This window comes from Acinetobacter sp. GW821-FHT01C12 (assembly GCF_059422625.1).
The window spans coordinates 59,987-84,625 of sequence record NZ_JBWKXD010000001.1 but is presented as its reverse complement, the minus strand read 5'-3'; the positions used below and the strand labels follow the sequence as shown (position 1 = coordinate 84,625).

The following is a 24,639-nucleotide window of genomic DNA, read 5'->3' as shown; positions in this document are numbered from 1 at the left end:
AATCGAAATCGGCAACACTTAAGCTGATTTAACGCGAATCAACTTGGCAAACAAATCGTATTCATCTGCATCTGTAATTTCGACTTCAAGTAAATCACCAGCTTTAATCACTGACTTATCAATATCTTCAACAAAAACATTACCATCAATCTCAGGTGCATCTGCATAAGAGCGTGCAACTGCGACTGGGAATTCTTCTTCAAGATCATCCACTAAAACCGTCATGGTTTGACCAATACGACTTTGCAGTTTTTCAGCAGAAATCGCTTGTTGAACTTCCATAAAACGTTCATAGCGTTGTTGCTTAATTTCTTCAGGAACATGATCAGGCAAATCGTTGGCTGTTGCACCCTCTACAGGTGAGTAGGTAAAGCAACCCACACGATCAAGTTTCGCCTCTTGTAACCAGTCCAATAACATTTGAAAATCTTCTTCAGTTTCACCAGGGAAACCCACCACAAATGTTGAACGAATAACCAATTCAGGACATTTTTCACGCCATAATTTTAGACGTTCCAAGGTGTTTTCACTATGAGCTGGTCGCTTCATCAATTTTAAGATGCGCGGACTGGCGTGTTGAAAAGGAATGTCTAAATACGGAAGAATTTTACCCTGTGCCATTAAGTCAATCACCGCATCCACATGTGGATATGGATAAACATAATGTAATCGCACCCAAATCCCTAACTGACCGAGCGCTTCGCACATGTCATAGAATTTGGTTTTAACAGGCTGACCATTCCAGAAATCAAGCTTATATTTGGTATCTACACCATAAGCGGAAGTGTCTTGAGAAATCACCAAGACTTCTTTTACACCCGCTTTCTTTAACGCCTGTGCTTCATTTAATACAGAGCCAACAGGACGTGACACAAGATCACCACGCATGCTTGGAATAATGCAGAATGTGCAACGATGGTTACAGCCTTCTGATATTTTTAAATAAGCATAATGTTTAGGTGTTAAACGAATACCTTGTTCAGGTACAAGATCTACAAAAGGATTGTGTTTTGGTGGTTCTGGAACATACTGATGGACAGCTTCCATCACATCTTGATACGCCGCCGCACCTGTCACTTTTAAGACATTTGGATGCATCTGGCGAATTTTATCTTCATCTTTACCCAAACAGCCTGTGACGATCACACGACCATTGGCGCTCATGGCTTCACCAATTGCGTCTAAAGACTCTTGTACTGCAGATTCAATAAAACCACAGGTGTTCACAACAACTAAATCAGCACCTTCATAATCTGATGCAACATCATAACCTTCAGTCTTTAACTGCGTTAAAATGCGTTCAGAATCTACCAATGCCTTAGGACAACCTAAAGATACAAAACCGACTTTGGGGGACTTCATGAATCTGCGCTCCACTATAATCCGCGTATTGTATGACTTTTCAAGAGATAAAAACAGGTGGAAACTGCACTCTTTGTATAATGCACCAAAATACATCCAATCAAATAATTAAATTACTACAATGCACCATTTTGGAACAATATAATGATAGCGTAATATGAATGCTTGTTTTTACACTTGAATAAAGCGCAGTAAATGCGCAATTTTTATCATTCATGTAAGAAAACTGCGCAGTATATAAAAGTTGGCGTGCATCTTGCTTTATATCAGGACGATTTAACCGATTCAATCACCCATGTTCGGGAAAATAGAAAACGAGGTGCAGATGCCATTGCGCTATTTAAAGACAGGAAAGCTCTGCTAATGGATCAATACCCAACAATTGATTATAGATTGCTTGTGGATAATTTAACCACTGCAATTCTTTTGGTCGATTGTAATTTAAATATTTTTTATCTTAATTCATCATGCGAAGCATTGTTTGATATTAGCTTGCTTCGTGCGGCAGGTCAGCCAGTGATTAATATTTTACATGCACCAAATGATAGCTTTAATACCTTGGAAGCATTAAACAACTCAATAAAAACAGGTCAAGCCTATACACGCCGTGAAGCGATTATCAATGTTAACTTTAAAGACATGCATGTTGATTATTCCGTATCGCAGTTAAATACAGGAAGACCCTATCACCCATTACTATTAATTGAATTAAATCCGATTGATCGGATGCTTAAAATTTCTAAAGAAGAAAACCTGATTCAACAACACCAAGTCGCACGGCAATTGATTCGAGGTGTTGCACATGAAATCAAAAACCCATTAGGTGGAATTCGTGGCGCGACTCAACTGCTTGCTCGTAGTTTAAATGATCCACAGTACGCAGAGTTCACCGATATTATTATCAGTGAAGTCGATCGTTTAAGAAACCTTGCTGACACTATGCTGGGTTCACGTCAACTCCCAAGCTACGAATTGGTCAACGTACATGAACCGCTTGAACGTGTTCGCTCATTAATTGTAAATCAGACCAAGAAAAAAATTAAAATCACACGAGACTATGACCTTTCATTGCCTGATGTTAAAGCAGATCGCGATCAACTAATTCAAGTGATGCTCAACATCAGTGTCAATGCGGTACAGGCGATGACTGAGAATCGTGAGTTTTTTATTGATCATCAACCTGAACTGATGTTGCGTACACGCATCCAACGTTTGGTGACGATTAATGGCGTACTGAATAAATCAGCCATTCGTATTGATATTGAAGACAATGGCCCCGGTGTTCCTGAAGAAATTTTAGAATCCGTGTTTTATCCACTTGTGACTGGTCGTGCCAAAGGAACAGGTCTTGGCTTAAGCATCGCACAAAATATCATGCATCAACACAACGGAATGATTGAATGCCAATCCGTTCCTGGAAAAACAGTATTTAGCTTATATCTACCTTGGGAGTCTAACCATGTCGCATAATAAAATTTGGGTGATCGATGACGACCGTGCTATGCGTTGGGTCTTGGAAAAAACATTTAAAGAAGAAGGCTTCGATGTCACCAGTTTTGAAGAAGCACAATCTGCTTTAGATCAACTTCCAAGCAATGCTCCAGATGTCATTCTCACTGATATTCGTATGCCCGGCATTGATGGTTTAACCTTCCTAGGAAAAGTCAAAGGAAGTTATCCTGATCTGCCTGTGATTATTATGACAGCACATTCAGATTTAGAATCTGCAGTATCGAGCTATCAAACAGGTGCTTTTGAATATCTACCAAAACCTTTTGATATTGATGAAGCACTTGCGTTGGTAAATCGTGCGATTTTGCATATCAACAAACTGCAACAACAAGAATCCGCAAAAGTTACCCCGATTCAATCTACTGAGATTATTGGTGAATCCCCTGCAATGCAGGAAGTTTTCCGCGCCATTGGACGTCTATCTCAATCGCATATTACTGTATTGATCAACGGTGAATCTGGAACAGGTAAAGAGTTAGTTGCGCATGCTTTACATCGCCACTCACCAAGAAGCAGTAAACCATTTATTGCTTTAAACATGGCCGCTATTCCAAAAGATTTGATTGAAACTGAATTATTTGGTCATGAAAAAGGCGCATTTACTGGCGCCAATACTCAACGCCAAGGTCGTTTTGAACAAGCCAATGGTGGAACCTTATTCTTAGATGAAATTGGTGATATGCCATTTGAAACCCAAACACGTCTACTCCGTGTTTTGGCAGATGGTGAATTTTATCGTGTTGGTGGTCATATTCCAGTCCGTGTTGATGTTCGTATCGTGGCAGCAACACATCAAGATTTAGAAAAGTTGGTCAATGATGGGCGTTTCCGTGAAGACTTATATCATCGTTTAAATGTCATTCGTATTCATATTCCTAAACTTGCTCATCGTTCTGAAGATATTCCGATGTTGGCACAACACTTCTTGGCACGCGCGGGTAAAGAGCTCGGGGTTAGTCCAAAAATTTTACGCCCAGAAACGCAAGAGTATATTCAAAAACTGCCTTGGCCAGGCAACGTACGTCAACTAGAAAATACCTGCCGCTGGTTAACTGTGATGATCACAGGCCGTGAAATTTATCCAGAAGACTTACCGTCAGAATTAAAACAAATTCCAATCAATAAATCTGATGATCAAGGTCAAGCGCAAGCTGGTATTGATCGTATAGCATTACACCATTGGGATGAGTTATTAGCGCAATGGGCAATTCAAAAGCTGAAAAATGGTGAAATGAAAATTTTAGACATTGCCACTCCAATGTTTGAACGTACTTTGATCATCGCAGCACTTCAACAAACCCGTGGTCGTAAACGTCATGCTGCTGAACTCTTAGGTTGGGGGCGTAATACTTTAACCCGCAAACTCAAAGAATTAGGTATGGATTCTGCTGAAGATGATGAAGAGGAAGACAAAACTGTATTAGCTGAATAACAAGCAACTCATAAATATAAAGTTTACTCCAACCATATTTCGTAAGAATATGGTTGTTTTTTATTGGTCCATAGTGAAAAATAGCCTCGTGAAATTTAAACTTTATCGTCTAGGGTAAAAATGAAGAAAACTGTTGTTGTAATTAGCTTACTCTCTATTTTTAGTGTTGCTTGCTCTAAAAATAAACCGCATGACAGTTCTGAACATCAAGCAGAAGCCCCAGCAGTTAAAAAAGCATATAAAGCAGCCAATTCAGATGATTGTTTTAAGTTAGAACCGAACAAACAGTTTACCCTGAACAATAATGAAGAAACACAAATACAGATTGTTCCCACAACCTTTAACAATCAGAATGCGATAGCAATCGTTAGACAAGGCGCAGGTGTGCGTACAGATTATATCTACGATTTAACTGGTCGTACCATGCTTGCAAATTTGGATTATGGTATTGCTGCACTGGGATCAAATCCAAATGATGTGCTGGTAAAAACCACTTATCAAGCTCCGCTTCCAACATTCCCATCCAATCTTAAACCACAGCAAAAGTTCCAAATGACGTATAACGCGGTCATTGAATCGCAAATGGATAACAATGATAAGTCTGAAAACAATAAGACGATTGACTTAGTATTTGTAGGATTTGAAGATCTGACTTTAATTGACAATGATGACAATACCTTAAAGTTTGATAATGCATGTCATTTCATTTCTCAAATCGGAGATGAAACATTGGATGAATGGTATGCTGAAGGATATGGACAAATTAAATATGTTAAAAAGAAACAGAATGGCGACGTAAAAAGTAGCGAAGCAATTGGCGATGACCCACAGCCTTAATTTAAATCAGCCAGTCAACAGCTATTGACTGGCTTTGATCATTTTTATATTCGATTTTACTTTAAAAAGCCTGATACCAAATTCATGACATTTTGAATATCACCATTGGCTTCAGTGTGATCTGTTGCATCACCTTGTGGTGTGAGTGAATCAATAATTTGCGGTAATACTGTAGAGATTGCACCATATACTTCAGTAGTCGGAACATTGGCTTGTTGAGCAACTTGTTCAACTTGCTGACCACCAAATAAACTCTGGATTTGCTCTACATTTACAGCACCATTACCTTGTGACGGATCGACCCAACTTTGAACCTGCCCACCTAAACCTGCGCCTTGCAATTTAGCTAAAGCACCTTGTAGACCACCATTTTGTTGAATCCAACCCAAGACCAATGGCACAACTGCAATCAATAAAGAAGAGGCATTAAAACCACCCGCTTGCGGTGCTTGTTGTTGTTGTCCACCTGTCAAACCACCTAAAACTGAACCAAGCACGCCACCCAATCCACCTTGTGATTGTTGCTGCTGCCCACCCAAGCCACCGAGTACTGAACCAAGTACCCCGCCCAATCCACCACCTAGCCCGCCTTGTGATTGTTGTTGTCCGCCAAGTGCTTGTTTTGCCAGAATTTCCACAATATTGGTTAAATCTGTCATGAGTTTTCCTTTTTTAAGTTTTATGAGACAAGTACAGCATACTTGGCTTTATCCTATTCACCAAAATTGGAATTGTTAAATTTTGCAATAGCTTAAGACTGATTTTATAACCAAAATAAAATCACTACCAACGAAATTTATTCCAGTTTTCTGGATTGGCCCAAAACTTAGAATTAAACCAATCTGGTACATGTTTATAGGTCAAAATATTAAACTGCCAAAGTGCAAAATCATTTTGATGTAAAGTTTTATCAATAAGTTGGGTAAAACCTAGCGATCTGAGTAACTGCTCATCTTTTAGCTGACATGCCACGACAATTCGTTTTGCCAATAAATCACGCAACTTGACCAATAACTGCGATTTTTGTAAATCGGTGATCCCTGACATTTCATCTGTATCTAAAAGTACAAATCCTAAATCATATCGCTGCGTAAAAGGCAGACTTAAAAACTCAGATACGTTAAAATAGGACCATTGAATTGAATAATTTGTAGGGTATTGCGCCAAATTTTGCCCAATACACAATGCAGTTTGAATTGGCTGTTCTTGCGATAAATCGTCTAGCATTGAAGTGATGACATTTTGCTCAGCCATAACTGCACCTTTTTTGAAGCGAGTAATTAAACATGGAACTACAAGGCATTTGTCATAAAATGCATGCAGGTCTTAAAGACCTTAGTGTAACTGATCAACAAACACATAAGGCAAATGTTGAATATAAATTTATATTAGATCGCTCAGAAACCGAGCTACCATTTAGTTTAGGCCAGGAAATTGAGATTGAAGCGACAGGAAATATTTATTGTGTTTCTTGTGGCGCAAAAACACCGAAGTCTTATTCACAAGGCCACTGCTTTAAATGCATGAAAACCAAGGCGTCTTGCGACATGTGTATCATGAAGCCTGAAACTTGCCATTATCATTTAGGTACTTGCCGTGAAGATGATTTTGCTCATGAGGTTTGCTTTCAACCGCATATTGTCTATCTAGCAAATTCAAGTGCTTTAAAAGTGGGGATTACCCGTCTAGGCCAAATGCCAACACGCTGGTTAGACCAAGGTGCGACCCAAGCATTGCCTATTTTAAAAGTCGGTTCGCGCCGTCTTTCAGGTCAACTTGAAGTCATGTTTGGTACACAGGTTGCGGATAAAACGGATTGGCGGAAACTACTTAAAGGTGAAGCTGAACCGATTGATCTGATTGAAATTCGTAATGAATTGGTTCAAGAGTTTTCCCCAAAGATTCAAAGCATTCGCGATGAGTTTGCGCAAAATCTTGAGTTCAATGAAACGGTTGAATTGTTAGAAAATGAATTACCCCGTGAATTTATCTACCCTGTCGATATTTATCCTGAAAAAGTTAAATCGCACAATTTAGATAAAACTCCAATCATTCGCGGCAAGCTACAAGGAATCAAAGGTCAATATCTGATTATGGATACGGGTGTCATCAATATTCGTAAATATACAGGTTATGAACTTAAAGTTCGGGCGGAATAATTTTTCACACCCAAACCCAGAAATTGATTTATACATACTCCTCTTTATCTTAGATTTAGAGGAGTTTTTATTGGTTAAAGGTTTTCTAAACTGATTACAAAGTTTTTCAGCAGCTCGATAAGCAAACGAATATTTGCTTAATCAGTTGTTAGCATTAAAAATCAAGCTGTTAAAATTGCTAAAATCGCCTGAACCGGATCTTCACTATTTCCAGCCAAAAGTTGCTTATGCATGGTGATTAATTGCATCACCTGAATTTGTGCAGCTTCAATATTCATTAATTTTTCAATTTGATTGGCTAAATTTTCTGCTGTGGCATCTTGTTGAATGAGCTCTTGAATCACTTTTTTACCCGCAATAATATTCGGCAATGAATAATACGGAATTTTCACTAAAAATTTCGCAATCACATAGGTTAACCAATTCAACTTATAAAAAGTCACCATTGGACGATGTAACAATAATGCTTCAAGTGTCGCTGTCCCCGATGCCAAAGCCACAATATTGGCAGCATTCATAACCTGACGACCAATTTTTGATTCTTTATCGGTATTTTCCAGTAAATGAATTTTTGCGACCAAGTCACTTGGATAATGCTTTAATAATTCCTGAATTTGCTGTTTGCGTAAATCATTAATGGCAGGAATCAGGAACTGATAATCTGGATATTTTTGATGAAGAATTTTTGCAGCATCTAAAACCAACGGCCCAAGTCGTTCAATCTCACCACGCCGACTTCCCGGTAACAAGGCAATATGCTTTTGACTAATATCTAAACCAAGCTCTTGCTTTGCATCCAAAATTGGATTTTGTAATGGCAATTGACTTGCCAGTGGATGCCCAACAAAGGCTGCTGGTACATCATATCGTTGATAAAAGCCTTTTTCAAAAGGAAATAGACAAAGCACTAAATCTATACTGGCTTTGATACCATGTACCCGTCCTTGTCGCCAAGCCCATACAGATGGACTGACATATTGCACTGTTTTAATCGGCAAGTTTTTCTGTTTTATACTTTTTGAAAGACGTAAGTTAAAGTCTGGCGCATCAATACCGATAAAAACATCTACAGGATTGGCAGTCCATTTTTCGACTAGACCATCACGTACAGCAAATAATTTTTTTAAATCTTTAAGCACTTCAACAATTCCCATCACAGATAAAATATCCATTGAATAAAAACTGTTAAATCCTTCTGCAATCATTTGAGGACCACCAATCCCCTCAAATTCAGCATCAATACCCTGTTCACGAAAGCGACGAATAAGTTTTGCGCCTAAAGTATCCCCTGATACCTCACCTACGACAATTCCAATTTTAAGCTTTCGATTTTGCAAGATATTCTTCCTGATCAGCACTATAACTGCATGATAGCATATTCATCAGATTTAATTGTGAATACTCAAAACAGGATACTGCTATGGCAAATACGTGAATTTATAAAACAATTCATCTAATTTTCTATCGTTATTTTATTTTCTATTTATATTTTCAATTGCACGACGCTTGTAAGCACTTCTTACAAACAATAAACTAAGCGATAATTATTATCATTTAAGATAAACAATGTTGAATTCTCTCCCACACAGCTTTAAGTTCTCTATTCTTAGTTTAGCGGTACTCAGTGCTCAGCAGAGTTTTGCTGAAGATATTGAAAATCTACCCACAATTTCAGTTCAAGCCACAGCGGATCAAACTGAATTAAGCTCTGAACAATCAAAATCTTATATCGTTAAAAAATCAGCAAGTGCTGCCAAGCTAAATATTCCTGTCAAAGAAACCCCACAAACAGTGAATGTGGTGACACGTCAGCAATTAAATGATTTTGCGCTCAACAGTGCACGTGAGGCTTTAAGTAATACTCCCGGTATTACTGTTAGCAATCAGGAAACCGAACGTTCAACCTACACCGCTCGTGGTTTTGAAATCTCAAATATTTTAACTGATGGCGTCGGCTTTCCTTCTAGCAGCTACAATTATAATAATACCAATCCTGATACGTATTTTTATGATCGTATTGACGTAATTAAAGGTGCAGATGCTTTAACCAATGCTTTTGGTGATCCAAGCGCAACAATCGATTATATCCGTAAACGCCCTACCCAAGAATTTCAAGCCAATGCTGGACTAAGTTATGGCTCTTGGAATACCCAACGTTATGAAGCAGATGTTTCAGGTGCATTAAACAAAGAAGGTAGCATCCGCGGACGTTTGATGGGTTATGAGCAAACTGGGGATTCTTATCTAGATCGTTATTCATCTGAGAAAAATGGATTTTCTGGCATCATTGATGCGGATTTAAGTGATAGCACGTTATTAACTGTCGGTTATAGCCAACAACAGAACAAACCTAATGCAAATAATTGGGGTGCCTTACCACTTCTCGGTGCAGATGGGAAACAACTTTCCTATGAGCGTAATTATAATCCCAATCCAGATTGGGCATATTGGGATAATAAGTCACAAAATGCTTTTGCTGAATTAAAGCAAAAAATTAATGACAAGTGGACAGCTAAGCTGAGTTATAACTACACCCAAACTGACCATAACAGTAACTTACTCTATTATTTCGGTTATCCTGATCAAAATGGAGCGGGTGTAGCCCTTACCGCTTGGGGCGGAAAAGAAAGTCTAAAAAGTCATTTTGCCGACTTAAATCTACAAGGCTCATATTCATTATTTGGCCGTGAGCACGAAGCGACACTGGGTTATAGTTATCTACAAAATAAACAGTATGATCAACAGACCTCAGGCACAATTAATGATAGCAATATCAATAATAATAAAACTACAGACTGGGCAAGCTGGACACCTCACTCAGTCACTTGGTCAGCGTTTAGCGATGCGGCAAACTATACCCAAAAGCTCAATTCTGTATATGCGGCAACACGACTACACTTAAACGATGATTTGAAACTTTTACTCGGTTTAAATTATGTTCAAGCTAAAAGTGAAGGTGAAAGTTACGGTTCATCAATGGCCTATGATGAAAACAAAGTATCTCCTTATGCTGGCATTACCTATAACTTTAGCCCTGAATACACAGGTTATCTAAGCTATACCTCTATTTTCCGCCCACAATCTGGAGTGGGTACTGATAATAAAGCACTCAAACCAGTTGAAGGTGAAAGCTATGAGGCTGGTATTAAAAGTTCATGGCTAGATGACAAACTCACTGGAACTTTGGCGGTGTTTCGAACAGAACAAAGTAATTACCCTTTGCGCAATTCAGATGGAAATATTCTCAATCGAAAAGTTGAAACCAGTGACTTACGCTCTCAAGGGGTAGAAGTTGGACTGGCTGGACAATTAACAGATCATTTAAATCTGGCATTTGGCTATAGCCAATTTAGCTTAAAAGATTTAAAAAATGGTGGAGAGGCACGTACTTACAACCCCAACCAAACCATTAATCTTTTAACCACCTATACCATTCCAGCTATACCTAAACTGAAAATTGGCGCAGCCTTACAATGGCAAGATGCAACCAAGCTGTATGACTCTACTGTAAAGAGTACAATTACCCAAGATGCTTATGCTTTAGTAAATTTGATGACCAGCTATGACTTGAATAAGCATATTTCGCTTCAAGCAAATGCAAACAATGTAACAGACAAAAAATATTTATATAGCTTTCCAGATGGTCAGGCATTTTATGGCCCATCTACAAACTATAATGTTGCAGTGAAATTTAAATACTAATCTGAATTCGCCTTAATCTTTTAAGATTAAGGCGTTTTCAATTGCAAGAAAGTGATCGTTATGCAGATTGTGCTCTACCCTTTATCAGTGCTCTATCGTTTTATACTGGCTTTTGGTATGGGCTATGTGTGCAGTTATTTAGTATCCTTAGCTTTAATTGATGTGTTTTATCCTTATTTTGCCAAAGCTGAATCTATTTATTTGGCGGCATTTAGTGCACTTATTTTTTACATTATTTTTGTGATTCTAAGCTTTTGTATTCATTCTTTAAAGAAACTTACCCTGATCAGCCTGGTGTTGGTCACTACTTTTTTCCTATTTTCCAAGTTTATAGGTTAACTCATGCATAAATCTGTTCGTCAATCTATGGCATGGTTACATTCTTGGATTGGGCTTACTTTCGGCTGGCTGTTATTTGCAATTTTTTTGACGGGTTCTGCAACATATTATCGCCATGAAATTAGTATATGGATGCAACCACAGTTCGCAAGTATGCAAATCAAACAGGAATCGGCTATACAGTCCGCGTATGCTTATTTGCAAAAAAATGCCCCAGATGCAAAAAGTTGGTATATCGGCGTTGCAAACCAGAATACCCCTGCAAATAAAGTTTATTGGCAAAAAGCCGATGGTGGTTATGAAAGTAAAACTTTAGATGCCAATACAGGTAAAGAATTGAGTCTTTCTGCCACACAAGGCGGTGATTTCTTCTATGGGTTTCATTATCAGCTTTATGGAATGCCTTATTCTATTGGGCGTTTGATTGTCACCTTTGCAGCGTTAATTATGTTTATAGCCTTGATTTCAGGCATTATTACCCATAAAAAGATATTTACCGATTTCTTTACTTTAAGAGCATTTAAAGGTCAGCGTTCATATTTAGATTTTCATAATGTAAGTTCGGTAATCGCATTGCCCTTTTTCTTAACCATTACATTTACCGGCTTGGCGATCTTTTTCTATCTGCTTTTCCCTGCAGGGATGAAAAAAGCCTATCCAGATAATCCATATCAGTATTTTGATGAAATTCGTCATGTTTCAACTGCAAACAAGGCTCAACAAGCACAGCCGAAGAATATGTTATCTATTCAACATTTCCTGCAACAAACCCAACAGCAATGGGGAAAAACGAATATTGATAATATTACCGTTGATCAGCCCAATACACAGCTTGCCAAGCTCACGATTACTGCCTTAGAAGATCATTCGATTACACGTAATCAAGCACAACTTAGCTTTAATGGCGCTACTGGTACTTTAATTGGGAATACCCGTAATAACAGTGCAATTGCAACATTAAATGCCAGTATGTACGGGCTGCATATGGCGAATTTTGCCCAACCTTTATTGCGTTTAGGCTTATTTTTCTCTGGCCTCTTAGGTTGTGCAATGATTGCTTCGGGCTTATTGCTCTGGAGTTTAAAACGACAATTACAAAAGAAAAATGAGCATTTTCACTTTGGGCATTATCTGGTAAACCGACTCAATACCACGATGATTATTGGTTTACCCATTGCGATGTTGGGTTATTTATATGCCAATCGTTTTGTGCAACTTCAAGCAGATACACCGAATTATGAAGTCTATACATTTTTCACTTTATGGTTATTCAGTTTTATAATTGCGCTCTGCACAAAACAACAATTTCTCTGGAAAACTCAGCTCAAGTTGCTGATTGCCATGACATTAGCCTTGCCTATTTTAAATGTCTATTATCTGATTTCTAATCAATATATTCATTCATTACAGGACTATTGGTTATTCTTACGTGTGGACTTAATGATCTGGATATTTGCCATTTTAGCAATTTTTTTACATCAAAGAATCACACCGATTCAAAACAAAGCTGTGGCGAAGATCAAGAAAAAGCTGGAACAAAAACAAGCGCAGGAGTCTGTGTCATGATATTGGCATTTGCATTTCTCCTGATCCTGATTGCCAGTTATAGCTTGTATTTGGTCAGCTCAAAGCAGATCACCAAGACTCAGAAAAGTAAATTGTCTGTTTTAGCGCAACATGTGAAACTGGTAAAAGTTATCGCGTTTGCGTTGATCATCTCGGCTTTATTTTTATTCAGTGTAAATTATGGCAATAGCATCTCTTTTGTGGCCTTATGCATACTGAGTAGCCCAATACTGTTTGGATTGATACTCTTTGTAAATGATTTAAAACCTAAAATAAAAAAGTAGACATCTAGCGTTTTAACACTGTGCTAAGTAAATTTGATCAGTTTTTTAGGATGCTCAATGGCTAATCTATATTCATTGGGGAATCCTGATTGAATCGATAAGTTTTTTTAACAAGCTTTAGGTACAGTATAAATCGTTTTTATTCGATATAAATAACTGGTGTAATTTCCGCGAAAACTATACAATCTACATTACCCCACTATTCTCCCAATTTCTGCTGAATTTGCCTTAAAATAATTTAAGCTGTTCAGGTTGTAACTTCATTTCAATATTTTACAATTTAATCAATCTATAAAATTTCCACGAGGATTTTATGTTGCTGCAATGGTTTGAAAAGTTAGTAGATCCATATCCGTCGAAAGGTTTAAACGAACCATTACCCACCAAGTTCTTTCCATTTGTTTGGCAAGCTGCGACTGGTGTTAAGCGTTATTTATTGATTTTAATATTATTCACTGCTGCAACAGCAAGTTTTGAAGCTTTATTTTTTTCACAAATCGGACATTTAGTCGATTGGTTGACACAGTCAAAACCTCAAGACTTTTTAGTAAATCATCGTGACAATTTGATCTTTTTAAGCTGTATTCTGTTGGCAAATATCTTTTTTGCCAGTATGCAATCCATTATCAGACATCAGATTTTATACAGTAGTTTTCCAATGCGTTTGCGTTGGAGATTTCATAATCTAATGCTACGCCAAGGCTTAGACTTCTTCCATAATGACTTTGCTGGACGTTTATCTGCCAAAGTCATGCAGACGGCACTAGCGGTACGTGAGTTTTGGGTGATTTTGGGCGACATGGTGACTTATGTTGTCATCTATTTCATCACCATCAGTATCGTATTGGGATCAATTTCTCCTATTCTATTGATTCCACTTTTATTATGGTTGGCGTTGTTTGTCAGTGCGGCATTATATTACATTCCAAGATTAGGACGAATTTCCAAAGAACAAGCCGATGCGCGTGCGGTGATGACTGGACGTGTAACAGATGCCTATACCAACATTCAGACAGTAAAACTTTTTGCACATGCAGGCCGTGAAAGCCAGTATGCAAAAGAGTCAATGAAAGAGTTTATGCGTACAGTGTTCAAACAAATGCGTTTAGGCACTGCATATGAACTTTGCATCAATTTGCTGACAGCCGTTTTATTCTTTGGTGTTTTAGGTACTGCCGTTTGGTTATGGTTACAGGGGCAAGCAGCGATTGGTGTGATTGCAGCAACAACAGCCATGATTCTTAAACTCAATAGTATGGCTGAGTTTATGATGTGGCAAACCTCTGCCCTATTTGAAAATGTCGGCACAATTCAAGATGGTATGCAAACTTTAGGTCGTCAGATCAATATCCAAGACAAAGAAGATGCCAAACCACTTGTTGTGACTCAAGGTAATATTAAATTTAGCGATGTCACATTTGCTTATAACAGCAAAAAAGTCATTGATCACTTTAATTTAAACATTCAACCAGGTGAAAAAATTGGTATTGTAGGACGTTCAGGCGCTGGAAAATCCACATTAATTCAATTACTTTTACATTTTTACACCATCAATAATGGAAAAATTACCATTGATGGTCAAAATATTGAAGAAGTCACTCAAGACAGCTTAAGAAAAAATATTGCGCTTGTGACCCAAGATACTTCTTTATTACATCGTACAGTTGCGGAAAATATCAAATATGGCCGCCCTGATGCGACTGATGAAGAAATGTATGAAGCAGTAAGAAAAGCCAAAGCAGATGAGTTTATTCCGCAACTTTCAGATTTAAGAGGCCGTACTGGCTATGATGCTTATGTCGGAGAGCGTGGAGTAAAACTTTCGGGTGGTCAACGTCAACGTATTGCCATTGCACGTGTATTTTTAAAAGATGCGCCTATTTTAATCTTGGATGAAGCAACCAGTGCTTTAGACTCCGAAGTTGAAGCTGCAATTCAATCGAGCTTAGATGAGTTAATGCAAAATAAAACTGTGATCGCGATTGCTCATCGTCTTTCAACCATTGCACAAATGGATCGTTTGATTGTGTTAGATCAAGGTCAAATTGCAGAACAAGGTACTCACGAGGAACTGATCGCACAAAATGGTATTTATGCACATTTATGGCATAGACAGACTGGTGGTTTCTTAGTTGAACCTGAACCAAAAGCCGCCACAGAAGATGAAGATTCAACAGTCAGCACTTCGTAAATAAAGTGTTTAAATAGCCAGATTATAAAAAACCACGTTAAAAATAGCGTGGTTTTTTATTATATAGTCAACCAGTCAAAAACTCAGACTCAAGAATATATTTTCATAATTAATATTTTAAATTAAATCAATTATATGTAAAAAATTATTTGATTATAAAAAGTTAGCAATGCCAAAATTTACTTTTAATATTTTAATCACTTTGCGTAGGCTATGCCACATCTTATACTGCAAATAGCACACTTGAGCTTTCCGCTTACTTATCCAAATAAAACAACAACTCTTCTTTATAAATCAATAATCAAAAACAAAAAAGCTGTCTTATATAAAGACAGCTTGTTATTTAAATCTAGCCAATCAACACTATTTTAAATGATTAATACCAATTCATTAATGAAACACCTAGACCTACATAAGTCGCACGGTGATTATAATCAATCAAGCTTTCGCCATAACCATCAAACAATTGAAAATGCCCACGTAACTTGCCTTTAATTGGAAACGCCCAATCAAATTGCATTGCGCCGTGCGAATCATCCCCACCTTTTAAAGAGTGACGTAGCATCAAAGAAAAATCATTGTCATTCCAGCGATAGAATGCAGTCAAATCACCACGACCGATATAATTTTTAATGTCAGGGTTATTGTCATCCTTAAAATCTTCTTCGATGCGATACCACGGACGCACCATCAAGGCAAAATTATCTTTTTCAAAACCAAGATTTAAAATAACCCGATTCCAACTACGTGATAGCGGATCAGAACGTCCGTTTGACTGATGATTCAAAGTCAAACCCAGCAAGCGACCATTTAAGCCCAATAAATTATAATTGGTTCTAAAAATCAAACTTGCTTCAGGTTCGTAATTTGTTTCACGAAATGGACGAGACTCTTCACTGTTATAAACTTGCCAGCGAGACGATTGGGTATAACCAACCCAAACATCACCATTGTTTCCAAAAATATTTTCGGCAGCTTTGGTTTTTAAAGAAATCTGAAATTTAGCTTCCATTGACTTTAAATTTTGATCTTCATCCACGGTGTTTTGAGGATTTGGACTCTGCGGAAATTCATTTTTCTTGCTGGTCCAAAATGCAGGAAGCAAATAAACAGGTTGATTCGCGCGAATATTCCATGTACCTAATTTACTGTCTTGAGAAAGCTCCCAACGTCGATCAAGTAATGAGGTATTTGGATCAATTTTATCACCATGAATGGCAAATAAATTTTCTGCTTTCTGGGTGATTTTATCTTTGAGTGTTTCAGGTTCTACATTGGCTTTTTGAATATCTAAAGCAGCACGTTGCTCTGACACCAAGACTTGCGGAGCAACGGTAGGTGTTTTAAATATTTTATCGTAACAAGCCAAACGGTCAGCATTAGATTCGAGCGCAACACAGGCTTGCGTGCTTGCAGGATTCACTTGTGCAGTATCATCTGCATGAGCAATAGTCACCAAACCAAAACTGAGCATCATTAAGATGCTCAGATTCAATGGTGTACGTTCAAAATTTTTGAACGACATAGAATTCTCCAGAAAGAATTTATAGGGTTAATTTACTTTCTTAATTTCAAAACCTAATTGTTCCAACACTTCTTTTTTGGCAACTGGAGCGACTACAGCTCTTACAGGCTTTTGCTCAAGTAAATAAGTTTGTGTGACACGCTTAAGATCGTCAATAGTAACGTTTAATAAGCGCTCGCGTAATTGCTTTCTAAACGCAGGTGTACGTCCATGAAGCAATGCATAACATGCAGTAATGGCTTCACCTGCGGGTGAACCAGGTTTATCCATACTAGAAACCAGACCAAGAATGGCTTCTTCAAGCTGATAATCATGCTGCTCTTTGTTTAACAACCAATCTAAACTTGCTTCAAAGTCTTGGAAAGTTTCTGCAAGGCGTGGATCACGATAACTATAGAATCGGAACGAGCAAGCATTGCCATCATAACTTGCGCCCCCACCATATGCACCACCCTTTTCACGAATAGCACTATGCAGGAAACCATTGCGTAAATAGCCTGCAAGCACCATCAACGGCGCCGCATCTGGATGGGCAACATCTACAGCTTGGTAAGCAGAAGCACAAAATTGAACATTGGCTTGAATTAACCATGCTTGATCTGCATCGCTCTCATCCATAGCCACTTGCGTTAAATAGACAGGAGATTGATCAACTGCAAGTTTATCCCAAACCGTTTGCACTTCTTCAACTAAACGCTCTGAGTGATGCTCTTCACACACCAATAAAAATTGTTTTGGTGCAAGCATTAAGCCTTTATGAATTGATTTTAACTCATCTATAAACGCATCATATGCAGCTTCATCTTTTTCTATTTTTGCGATCAAATCACCTAGCCAATTCAATGCGCCTAAACCTGTATTGTCATAATCGCGTTTTGCCAACGCACTCATATGACGTGAGGCAATTTGCATGGCATAACTATGTCCAGAACCTGACAAGCGAGAAGCCCAACGTGTTTTACGTTGTTGTAAAAGTTCGATAATGCGATCTTTTTCATCAAAACGTAATTGCTCAAAAGCCAGTTTAAGCAACTGAATCGCATCAAACTTATCCGTTAAAGATTTGGTTGTTAAAGTCAACCATGCACTGATTTGACCTTTGTCATCGGTTTTAGAACGAAGCGAAGCACCCATTCCCAAACCGCCACTAACAGCCGTCTGTAACTGTTGAAGTTCAAGATAATCATATTCGCCCGCACCCACTTCTCCCATGAGAACAGACAGTAAGTTAAAATAAGGCGATTTTACAATTTGATCTGGAATTTGAATCAATACTTGTTGGTAGTAAATTCCATTTGTACCTGCATGGTACAGATTTAATGGTGTATCTACCCCGTTGCAAATCACTTCACGCAATTGACCTTGAACAATGGCCAATTCAGCTGGAATGTCTTCCAAACCGACTTTAGGCAATAAGCTCAAATCATCTGGAGTTTCTTGACGAATTTTTAAAGCTTCAGTTTGTGCGATAATTTCAGCTTTATCTGCTTCTGACAAAGCCTCACCAATTTTCGCTAAACGTGCTTTTTCATCTTCTGCTTCTTGAGCAGATTTATTTGCATCTGGAACTAAAGTCATTTGTACACGATGCGGATTATCCAATAAATGAACTTGAATCAAGTTGGATAACCACATCGGATCTTTGAGTTCTTCTTTTACTTCTGCAATGGCAGTATCCACATCCCAAGCATGGATTGGATCATTATGATGAATTGCATTGCCCAAACCATTGAGAATCAGTGTTAAACCATACGGCGTACCATCACCACTGATTTCACGTTGATGTAATTCAATTTGATGCAAAATCGCATCGACCATGTCTTTATCAATAGGCTTTGAAGCAACGTCTTGAAGAATATTGAGCACACCATTTTTAAATTCTTCAGTATGCTCAGGATTTGAACCTTGAACACCACAATAGAACGTCATTTCATAGTTAGAATCATCTACGCCCATGATTGGACCTGTAGACTGTGCATAACCACATGTTTCTAAATAATGGCGCAACGGCGAAGCAGAGTTTTCTAAAAGAATCCCTTCAACCAAACGCATACCCAGACGAAGTTTAACATCACTGGTTTTTGGTAATAACCAAGACAAAATATGATAAGTCTTGTCTGTTAAATCTTCTGCATCAACAGCATAGGTTTCTTGTACCTCAATCGGAGCTGTTAGTCTTTGCTCCTCTTTAGAGTAAATCGTTTCACCTTTGCTGAATTTAGACAGCGCCAACTTTTCAAATTGTTCTTGCAATTTATAAGCTGGTTCATCACCAAAGGTCATAAATACTGCATTACTTGGATGATAATGTGATTTATAGAACGCCACTAACTCATCATAAGTTAGGTCAGGAATATCCTTCGGATCACCACCAGAATTATAATGATAAGTCGTTTTCGGGAACAAATGATGCGCAAGCTGATGGTAAAGCTGATCTGAAGGTGAACTCATTGCCCCTTTCATTTCATTAAATACCACGCCTTTATAAACAGGCTCACCATTTTCCAGCTCAATACGAATACCTTCTTGAGCAAAATCCAATGGATTTAAATTGGCCGCAAAAGCCGCATCCAAATAGACTTCCAGAAGGTTTTGGAAATCTTTTTTATTTTGGGTTGCAAATGGATAAGCAGTCCAATCAGCTGCTGTAAACGCATTCATAAAAGTATTTAATGAACGACGAATCATCAAAAAGAATGGATCACGTACTGGAAATTTCTCTGAACCACACAATGCTGTATGTTCAAGAATATGTGCCTCACCTTTGGAATCCATCGGTTGAGTACGGAAAGCAACAAGGAACACATTTTCGTCGTGATCAGTTGCTAAATGGTAGTGCATTGCACCAGTCACTTTATGTTTATATTCAGACACTAAAATGTCTAAAGCTTCTACATGGTGTTGACGTACCAGCTGAAACGCAGGATGAACAGTTTGAGATAAGGTTTCAGTGACATCTACAGTCATGCGATCTCCAATATTAAATGTTTATCTATACCTTCAAGTATAACCGAAACTTAAATAAATGCGATTCATTCCTAACACTAATTCTTAGTAAATCAATCAGGATTAACCGTGACTTGCTATTGAAATATCAAGAATGCGCAATGCGATAAATAAAAAAAGTGATGATCAAAGGATTCGATCATCACTGTAAAACTTCACTTTTTTAATCAATATTTTTAAATTAGTAATACCTATGTTTTTCTGTATCCCAACGCTGAGCAATAAAAATACAGATAAAAATTGCAATCAATAATACAGCCGAGGCTGTAAAGCGACTTAAGGCTAATCCACCATGATCAATCGGTTTATCCAGAAAATCACCAACCACAGCGCCTAAAGGTCGAGTAAGCACAAATGCGCTCCAGAACAAAATAACCCTTGAAGTTTTTGTAAATAAATACAAGGCGATGACGATGAGAATCAAAACCACATACAGCACAATCCCACCGCTATAACCCAGTCCTGCTGTATCTGATGACCAATCCCCCAATGCAGTACCTAAAGTTTGTGAAAAAGTAATGGTTAACCAATAGAACAGTTCTGCACGAGGCTGATTGATATGTGGTGAAATTGTTCCTTCGACTTTGTACCAAGCATATAAAGTCAACAATACCAAACTGAGTAATAACGTACTTCCACCTAAATAACCAATACCCAGTGAACGATCAACAAAGTCTGCCAGTGTCGTCCCCACTGTCGTACTTGCAATAATGGTAAACCAATATAAATAGGGGTGAAAAGCTTTAGCTCGAATTTGAAAATAGACAAAAGCGATAAAGATAAAAGCAAAGATAAAGGTACCGACCAAATACCCTAAATTAAGTGACATTGAAACAGCATCGCCAGCCGTTTCACCAAAAGTGGTTGCAAAGATTTTGGTGATCCAAAACAGTAATGTGACTTGCGGAACTTTAGAAATCAGTACATCTAAATCATTTTGCTTCATTTGATTTATTCAGCAATTATGCGTTAAAAGCTATAGTCTATGCTTCGACTTAAAATAGAATTAAAAATGTGATAAAAGTCACTTTACCCTGTTAAAGACTGAGTCATCATTTGTATTTAGCGCTTATCAATACTTCACCAAAGCGGATATATGTCTTATCGAGCTTGAGAAGTTTTTATAGAAAAGAATTGCTTAGGCTATTTTTAGTATTTTACCACGAAAACTATTTTTGCAGATCAACACGGATTCATTTCCAAAAATAAAAAGTATCTTAAAGCCTATAGCTGTAAACCAACAGCACCATTTTCAAATGATGCTGTTGCTCAGAGTTAGAGGTATAGACCAAAGGATTTCCAAATTCACTAAATTAAATATTTAAAGTAATTATAATTTGGGTGATTTGAGACAAAAACATAATTTTGCTTTTGATAAAATGGCGCTGCATCTTTTTCACTACTTAAGCACAAGGCAGAAAAATTAGATTTTGCTCTTTTTTCAAGTTCGAGCAATAAACTTTTACCCAATCCCGTTTTGCGATATTCAGGCAATACATAGAAACGGCGTACCCGACCAATTTTATGCTGAGTTTCTGAGTTCTGCTTTGTATCACCATCCTCACTGATTTGAATATTTAAACCACCGCATGCAACCAGTTTATCTCCATCAAACGCAACCAATAAAAATTCACCATGTCGATTAAATTTATTGCTGCCTTGCTGAAACTCATCAACCAAACGTTGAATAAAATGAAACCCTTCTTTTTCAGCAACTACGGCTAAATCTTGAATTTGCGCAGGCAATTGATCTACCTGTTGAATTAAAATATTCACTCAACCTCCAATATGTTTTAGGGTTTGTAGACAGTTTTAGCTTGATGCCTATGTTTATTTCTCAACAAAACCTAGCCGAGCGATCTCAATCAATAACCGTGAAACAATCTAATTTAATCACGCCCACTGATCAACACAATGGCTTAAACTACGCAACAATCATCTCAAAAACAGGTTTTATTCAGCACACCAGCAAGTTGTAAAATTCCAACAAACCATATTTAACAAATGTAATTGAAATTTTTTCAACAAACTACTGTAAAGCTGAGCATTCGTGTAAACTTTATGTTTTTAACATTGATGTGATGAAGAACATGGCTACAGTTGACCTTTTTGCAATTGGTAACGCGCTCATTGACCAAGAATTTAAAGTATCAGATCTCTTTTTAGCTGAACAAAATTTGCAAAAAGGCACCATGCAACTCGCAGATGGTGAATCTCAAACTCGGCTATATAATAATTTAAAAGCCAGCCAAAATTATAAAGGTCAAGCATCTGGCGGTTCAGCTGCCAATACCACAGTGGCATTCAGTGCATTAGGTTCTTCAGCATTTTATGCATGCCGTGTTGGAAATGATGATCTAGGCACAATTTATCTCGATGGTTTAAATGAAGCAGGCATCAAAACTTCGAAAAAATCGATCAGTGAAGGTGTTACGGGTACATGTATGGTTCTGGTCAGTGAAGACTCAGAACGTACGATGCAAACTTATCTTGGCATTACTGCAGAACTTTCAGATCTACAAATGGATTTTGAACCTTTAAAAACAGCGCAATGGTTATATATCGAAGGTTACTTGTCTACAAGTGATTCAGCGCGCGCAGCCGTAAAACAAGCACGTCAAATTGCTCGTGATCACAAGGTTAAAATCGCATTAACCCTATCTGACCCGGCAATGGTGCAATATGCACGCCAAGGTCTAAATGAGTTAATCGATGATGGTGTAGATCTGATTTTCTGTAATGAACAAGAAGCCATGATGTATACAGAAACTGACTCTGTAGAAGCTGCACTGAATCAATTAAAAACACTAAGTACTGATGTGGTGATTACACTCAGTGAAAAAGGTGCATTAGTCGCAGATCAAAAACAGCATTTTTATGTTCAAGGTCGTAAAGTGAATGCAGTCGATGCAAATGGTGCTGGTGATGCATTCTCAGGTGCTTTCTTATATGCTTTAAACAATGGTGAAAATTTACAAACCGCGGCACAACTTGCTATCCTTATTTCAAGCGAAGTAGTGTCTAAGTTTGGACCACGCCTAGACGTTGCAGAATACGCAAATCTACTCGAAACGTTCAAAAAGGAATGTGCATAAATGTCTGAAAAAATTGCAATGACCGATGAAATTGAAGAGCGTAAGGCACGTGCGTTTGACACAATGACTGGCGATACCATTTTTATCACTCAACGTGATGGTGCATTTTATGCCTACCAAAATGTCTGCCCTCATCTACAAACTGAACTGGAATTTCTGGAAAATCAGTTTTTAGACCAAGACGGCGAATATATTCAATGCTCGACGCATGGTGCTTTGTTTGAAGTTGAAACAGGTGAATGTATTTCAGGACCATGTCTGGGTGATAAACTTGAAAAAGTAAATATTTCAGTCCATTCAGATGGTGGTATTTACATCGAGGACGAATAAGGTTGGAAACTGCCATGCTTGGATTCTTATTTGAACATGAATTAATGCCCTTTCACCTCAGTGTCTTGGCTTTAATTCTGCTGAGTATGGCAGAAACTTTTGGCTACTATATCGGCTTACGGCCAAGTACCTTTCTGAAAAAAATTTCACCAGATTGGCTCATTGAGTCGCCCCTGTTACAAGTTAAATTTTCCAAAGTACTTATTTTCGTTTTTTTATTATTGAATTTTAGTTTTGCAGGCTATTTTTTACAGCTCTCTATCTTTGCAAGCAAACAAGTATTTGCCGCTTGGTATTATGTAGTTTTACCCGCATTGGTGATTGCAATCTTCTTCACCGTATTTATGATTCATTGTTTGGATCAGGTGATAAAACCTAAAGTTACGTTGAATCAAGTTGACTTGCTTGGACGATTGGCCACAGTCTCTAGTGGTAATGCACGACCTGGGTTTTCAGCTCAAGCACGGGTTCGTGATGAAAATGGACAACTGCACTATATCCAAGTCGAACCAGAATTTGGTGAATTAGAATTTCAATCGCAAATCATCTTAATACGTTTTAGAAAATCACATTATATTGCCAAGAAAATTTCGATCTCAAATCATCTATTTAGTTCAGATCAGTATTAAAAGTCTGACTCGGTTTAGTACATCCAATACCTTTATTACGTCTCCAGCTGAATCTAATCATAACTTGCCCTCATTTTGGCCAACGTGTAATTTTAGCTTCAATCCGTGCACAAAATGACGCAATTTGAGCTTGAGTAAGCGATTCAGCTTTATACAGTGACAACATTTGAAAATGGCATTTTGGTGCACAGGTACTCAATAATGCGATTTTCAATATGTGTTTTACTGGTTGCCAAAGTACCAAACGAGCTACCCACCAAGCTGAACCCAATGAAGTAATCGCCAATGTGTATTTGAGGTTATCGAGTTTAGGTTGAATTGCACCCAAATCGTTTACATGATCATAAGCAACTCCAGGAGCCCAAAAACGATCAAACCAGCCTTTCAGTATTGCAGGAAAACCAAACCACCGAGTCGGAAAGACCAGTATTAAAGCTTCTGCGAAAAGTAAATCATCTATATTCTCTTTGACAGCTGTTTGATCAAATGTAGGACTGTAATAACTTTGACGTTCCTCATCTGTCAGTGCGGGTGAAAAACCATAGGCGTACAGATCTTCAATCACAACTTCATGACCATTGGCAATTAAAGTCGCTATTGCGGTCTTCGCCAAGCTTTGACAAAGACTATCAGTTACAGGGTGAGCAATAACAACTCAACATTTCATGGT

At 37.9% G+C, this 24,639-nt stretch carries 21 protein-coding genes; 12 read left to right on the top strand and 9 right to left on the bottom strand.

Features of this window, described 5'->3' with window-relative positions; translation table 11 throughout:
- Positions 1–18: 18 nt before the first annotated feature.
- Positions 19–1,362 carry a 30S ribosomal protein S12 methylthiotransferase RimO gene (gene rimO / locus AC07WY_RS00400; RefSeq protein ID WP_004719723.1) on the bottom strand — a complete coding sequence of 448 codons (1,344 nt, stop codon included), beginning with the start codon at positions 1,360–1,362 and terminating at the stop codon, positions 19–21.
- 363 nt (positions 1,363–1,725) lie between these two features.
- Here rimO and glnL point away from each other — a divergent pair, with 363 nt between their 5' ends.
- From glnL to AC07WY_RS00385, 3 genes are all read left to right on the top strand, one after another.
- Complete coding sequence (gene glnL / locus AC07WY_RS00395) at positions 1,726–2,832, top strand: nitrogen regulation protein NR(II) (protein ID WP_034613940.1); 1,107 nt, start codon at positions 1,726–1,728, stop codon at positions 2,830–2,832.
- Positions 2,822–4,306, top strand: a complete 1,485-nt coding sequence (gene glnG, locus AC07WY_RS00390) for a nitrogen regulation protein NR(I) (RefSeq protein ID WP_494735469.1) — start codon at positions 2,822–2,824, stop codon at positions 4,304–4,306. Before glnL ends, glnG begins: the two co-directional genes overlap by 11 nt.
- Positions 4,307–4,426: 120 nt before the next feature.
- A complete protein-coding gene (locus tag AC07WY_RS00385; protein ID WP_419335655.1) occupies positions 4,427–5,143 on the top strand; it encodes a hypothetical protein in 717 nt (238 codons plus the stop codon).
- A 56-nt stretch (positions 5,144–5,199) separates the two neighbouring features.
- Here the strand turns inward: AC07WY_RS00385 and AC07WY_RS00380 are convergent, their stop codons facing one another.
- Both AC07WY_RS00380 and AC07WY_RS00375 read right to left on the bottom strand, forming a co-directional pair.
- On the bottom strand, positions 5,200–5,802 hold the full coding sequence (locus AC07WY_RS00380; protein ID WP_262086312.1) for a YidB family protein: 603 nt from the start codon (positions 5,800–5,802) through the stop codon (positions 5,200–5,202).
- Positions 5,803–5,926: 124 nt separating this feature from the next.
- Positions 5,927–6,397: a DUF6231 family protein gene (locus AC07WY_RS00375; RefSeq protein ID WP_004822152.1), complete on the bottom strand. Its 471-nt coding sequence runs from the start codon at positions 6,395–6,397 to the stop codon at positions 5,927–5,929.
- A 32-nt stretch (positions 6,398–6,429) separates the two neighbouring features.
- Here AC07WY_RS00375 and AC07WY_RS00370 point away from each other — a divergent pair, with 32 nt between their 5' ends.
- Positions 6,430–7,302 carry a DUF2797 domain-containing protein gene (locus AC07WY_RS00370; protein ID WP_004719710.1) on the top strand — a complete coding sequence of 291 codons (873 nt, stop codon included), beginning with the start codon at positions 6,430–6,432 and terminating at the stop codon, positions 7,300–7,302.
- Between the two features lie 161 nt (positions 7,303–7,463).
- On the opposite strand, the gene lpxB is transcribed toward AC07WY_RS00370, so the two are convergent.
- Complete coding sequence (lpxB, locus tag AC07WY_RS00365; protein WP_262086313.1) at positions 7,464–8,639, bottom strand: lipid-A-disaccharide synthase; 1,176 nt, start codon at positions 8,637–8,639, stop codon at positions 7,464–7,466.
- Between the two features lie 229 nt (positions 8,640–8,868).
- On the opposite strand from lpxB, the gene AC07WY_RS00360 reads away from it, so the two are divergent.
- The 5 genes from AC07WY_RS00360 to AC07WY_RS00340 all read left to right on the top strand — a co-directional run bounded on the left by AC07WY_RS00360 (position 8,869) and on the right by AC07WY_RS00340 (position 15,384).
- A complete protein-coding gene (locus AC07WY_RS00360; RefSeq protein ID WP_494735468.1) occupies positions 8,869–11,004 on the top strand; it encodes a TonB-dependent siderophore receptor in 2,136 nt (711 codons plus the stop codon).
- A 60-nt stretch (positions 11,005–11,064) separates the two neighbouring features.
- The gene (locus tag AC07WY_RS00355) at positions 11,065–11,343 is read left to right on the top strand and encodes a hypothetical protein (RefSeq protein WP_262086315.1); all 279 of its coding nucleotides are present in this window, start codon (positions 11,065–11,067) and stop codon (positions 11,341–11,343) included.
- 3 nt (positions 11,344–11,346) lie between these two features.
- Complete coding sequence (locus tag AC07WY_RS00350; protein ID WP_494735467.1) at positions 11,347–12,909, top strand: PepSY-associated TM helix domain-containing protein; 1,563 nt, start codon at positions 11,347–11,349, stop codon at positions 12,907–12,909.
- Complete coding sequence (locus AC07WY_RS00345; RefSeq protein ID WP_056511726.1) at positions 12,906–13,193, top strand: hypothetical protein; 288 nt, start codon at positions 12,906–12,908, stop codon at positions 13,191–13,193. The genes AC07WY_RS00350 and AC07WY_RS00345 overlap by 4 nt, the downstream gene beginning before the upstream one ends.
- Positions 13,194–13,509: 316 nt before the next feature.
- Complete coding sequence (locus AC07WY_RS00340; protein ID WP_494735917.1) at positions 13,510–15,384, top strand: ABC transporter ATP-binding protein; 1,875 nt, start codon at positions 13,510–13,512, stop codon at positions 15,382–15,384.
- A gap of 376 nt (positions 15,385–15,760) precedes the next feature.
- On the opposite strand, the gene AC07WY_RS00335 is transcribed toward AC07WY_RS00340, so the two are convergent.
- The 4 genes from AC07WY_RS00335 to AC07WY_RS00320 form a co-directional block, all read right to left on the bottom strand.
- Positions 15,761–16,909: a phospholipase A gene (locus AC07WY_RS00335; RefSeq protein ID WP_004822164.1), complete on the bottom strand. Its 1,149-nt coding sequence runs from the start codon at positions 16,907–16,909 to the stop codon at positions 15,761–15,763.
- Between the two features lie 27 nt (positions 16,910–16,936).
- On the bottom strand, positions 16,937–19,876 hold the full coding sequence (locus tag AC07WY_RS00330) for an insulinase family protein (RefSeq protein ID WP_004822166.1): 2,940 nt from the start codon (positions 19,874–19,876) through the stop codon (positions 16,937–16,939).
- Positions 19,877–20,096: 220 nt separating this feature from the next.
- Entirely contained in the window at positions 20,097–20,861 is a 765-nt protein-coding gene (locus tag AC07WY_RS00325) for a COG4705 family protein (protein ID WP_262086319.1), read from the bottom strand.
- A 362-nt stretch (positions 20,862–21,223) separates the two neighbouring features.
- A complete protein-coding gene (locus AC07WY_RS00320; protein WP_239045472.1) occupies positions 21,224–21,691 on the bottom strand; it encodes a GNAT family N-acetyltransferase in 468 nt (155 codons plus the stop codon).
- A gap of 314 nt (positions 21,692–22,005) precedes the next feature.
- On the opposite strand from AC07WY_RS00320, the gene AC07WY_RS00315 reads away from it, so the two are divergent.
- Genes AC07WY_RS00315 through AC07WY_RS00305 form a run of 3 tightly spaced genes read left to right on the top strand, consistent with a single transcriptional unit; the run spans position 22,006 to position 23,969 of the window.
- Positions 22,006–23,010 carry an adenosine kinase gene (locus AC07WY_RS00315; RefSeq protein WP_034613897.1) on the top strand — a complete coding sequence of 335 codons (1,005 nt, stop codon included), beginning with the start codon at positions 22,006–22,008 and terminating at the stop codon, positions 23,008–23,010.
- 18 nt (positions 23,011–23,028) lie between these two features.
- On the top strand, positions 23,029–23,340 hold the full coding sequence (locus AC07WY_RS00310; protein WP_162242519.1) for a Rieske (2Fe-2S) protein: 312 nt from the start codon (positions 23,029–23,031) through the stop codon (positions 23,338–23,340).
- Between the two features lie 14 nt (positions 23,341–23,354).
- Complete coding sequence (locus AC07WY_RS00305) at positions 23,355–23,969, top strand: OB-fold-containig protein (protein WP_004822174.1); 615 nt, start codon at positions 23,355–23,357, stop codon at positions 23,967–23,969.
- A gap of 70 nt (positions 23,970–24,039) precedes the next feature.
- Here the strand turns inward: AC07WY_RS00305 and AC07WY_RS00300 are convergent, their stop codons facing one another.
- Positions 24,040–24,618, bottom strand: a complete 579-nt coding sequence (locus AC07WY_RS00300) for an NAD(P)H-dependent oxidoreductase (protein ID WP_262087492.1) — start codon at positions 24,616–24,618, stop codon at positions 24,040–24,042.
- Positions 24,619–24,639 lie beyond the last annotated feature (21 nt).

Coding starts and splice junctions, on each gene's coding strand:
- AC07WY_RS00345 (WP_056511726.1), top strand. CDS start 12,906: ATGATATTGGCATTTGCATTTCTCCTGATCCTGATTGCCAGTTATAGC.
- glnL (WP_034613940.1), top strand. CDS start 1,726: ATGGATCAATACCCAACAATTGATTATAGATTGCTTGTGGATAATTTA.
- AC07WY_RS00315 (WP_034613897.1), top strand. CDS start 22,006: ATGGCTACAGTTGACCTTTTTGCAATTGGTAACGCGCTCATTGACCAA.
- AC07WY_RS00335 (WP_004822164.1), bottom strand. CDS start 16,909: ATGTCGTTCAAAAATTTTGAACGTACACCATTGAATCTGAGCATCTTA.
- AC07WY_RS00385 (WP_419335655.1), top strand. CDS start 4,427: ATGAAGAAAACTGTTGTTGTAATTAGCTTACTCTCTATTTTTAGTGTT.
- rimO (WP_004719723.1), bottom strand. CDS start 1,362: ATGAAGTCCCCCAAAGTCGGTTTTGTATCTTTAGGTTGTCCTAAGGCA.
- AC07WY_RS00350 (WP_494735467.1), top strand. CDS start 11,347: ATGCATAAATCTGTTCGTCAATCTATGGCATGGTTACATTCTTGGATT.
- AC07WY_RS00310 (WP_162242519.1), top strand. CDS start 23,029: ATGACCGATGAAATTGAAGAGCGTAAGGCACGTGCGTTTGACACAATG.
- AC07WY_RS00370 (WP_004719710.1), top strand. CDS start 6,430: ATGGAACTACAAGGCATTTGTCATAAAATGCATGCAGGTCTTAAAGAC.
- glnG (WP_494735469.1), top strand. CDS start 2,822: ATGTCGCATAATAAAATTTGGGTGATCGATGACGACCGTGCTATGCGT.
- AC07WY_RS00355 (WP_262086315.1), top strand. CDS start 11,065: ATGCAGATTGTGCTCTACCCTTTATCAGTGCTCTATCGTTTTATACTG.
- AC07WY_RS00305 (WP_004822174.1), top strand. CDS start 23,355: ATGCTTGGATTCTTATTTGAACATGAATTAATGCCCTTTCACCTCAGT.
- AC07WY_RS00375 (WP_004822152.1), bottom strand. CDS start 6,397: ATGGCTGAGCAAAATGTCATCACTTCAATGCTAGACGATTTATCGCAA.
- AC07WY_RS00325 (WP_262086319.1), bottom strand. CDS start 20,861: ATGAAGCAAAATGATTTAGATGTACTGATTTCTAAAGTTCCGCAAGTC.
- AC07WY_RS00360 (WP_494735468.1), top strand. CDS start 8,869: ATGTTGAATTCTCTCCCACACAGCTTTAAGTTCTCTATTCTTAGTTTA.
- AC07WY_RS00380 (WP_262086312.1), bottom strand. CDS start 5,802: ATGACAGATTTAACCAATATTGTGGAAATTCTGGCAAAACAAGCACTT.
- AC07WY_RS00330 (WP_004822166.1), bottom strand. CDS start 19,876: ATGACTGTAGATGTCACTGAAACCTTATCTCAAACTGTTCATCCTGCG.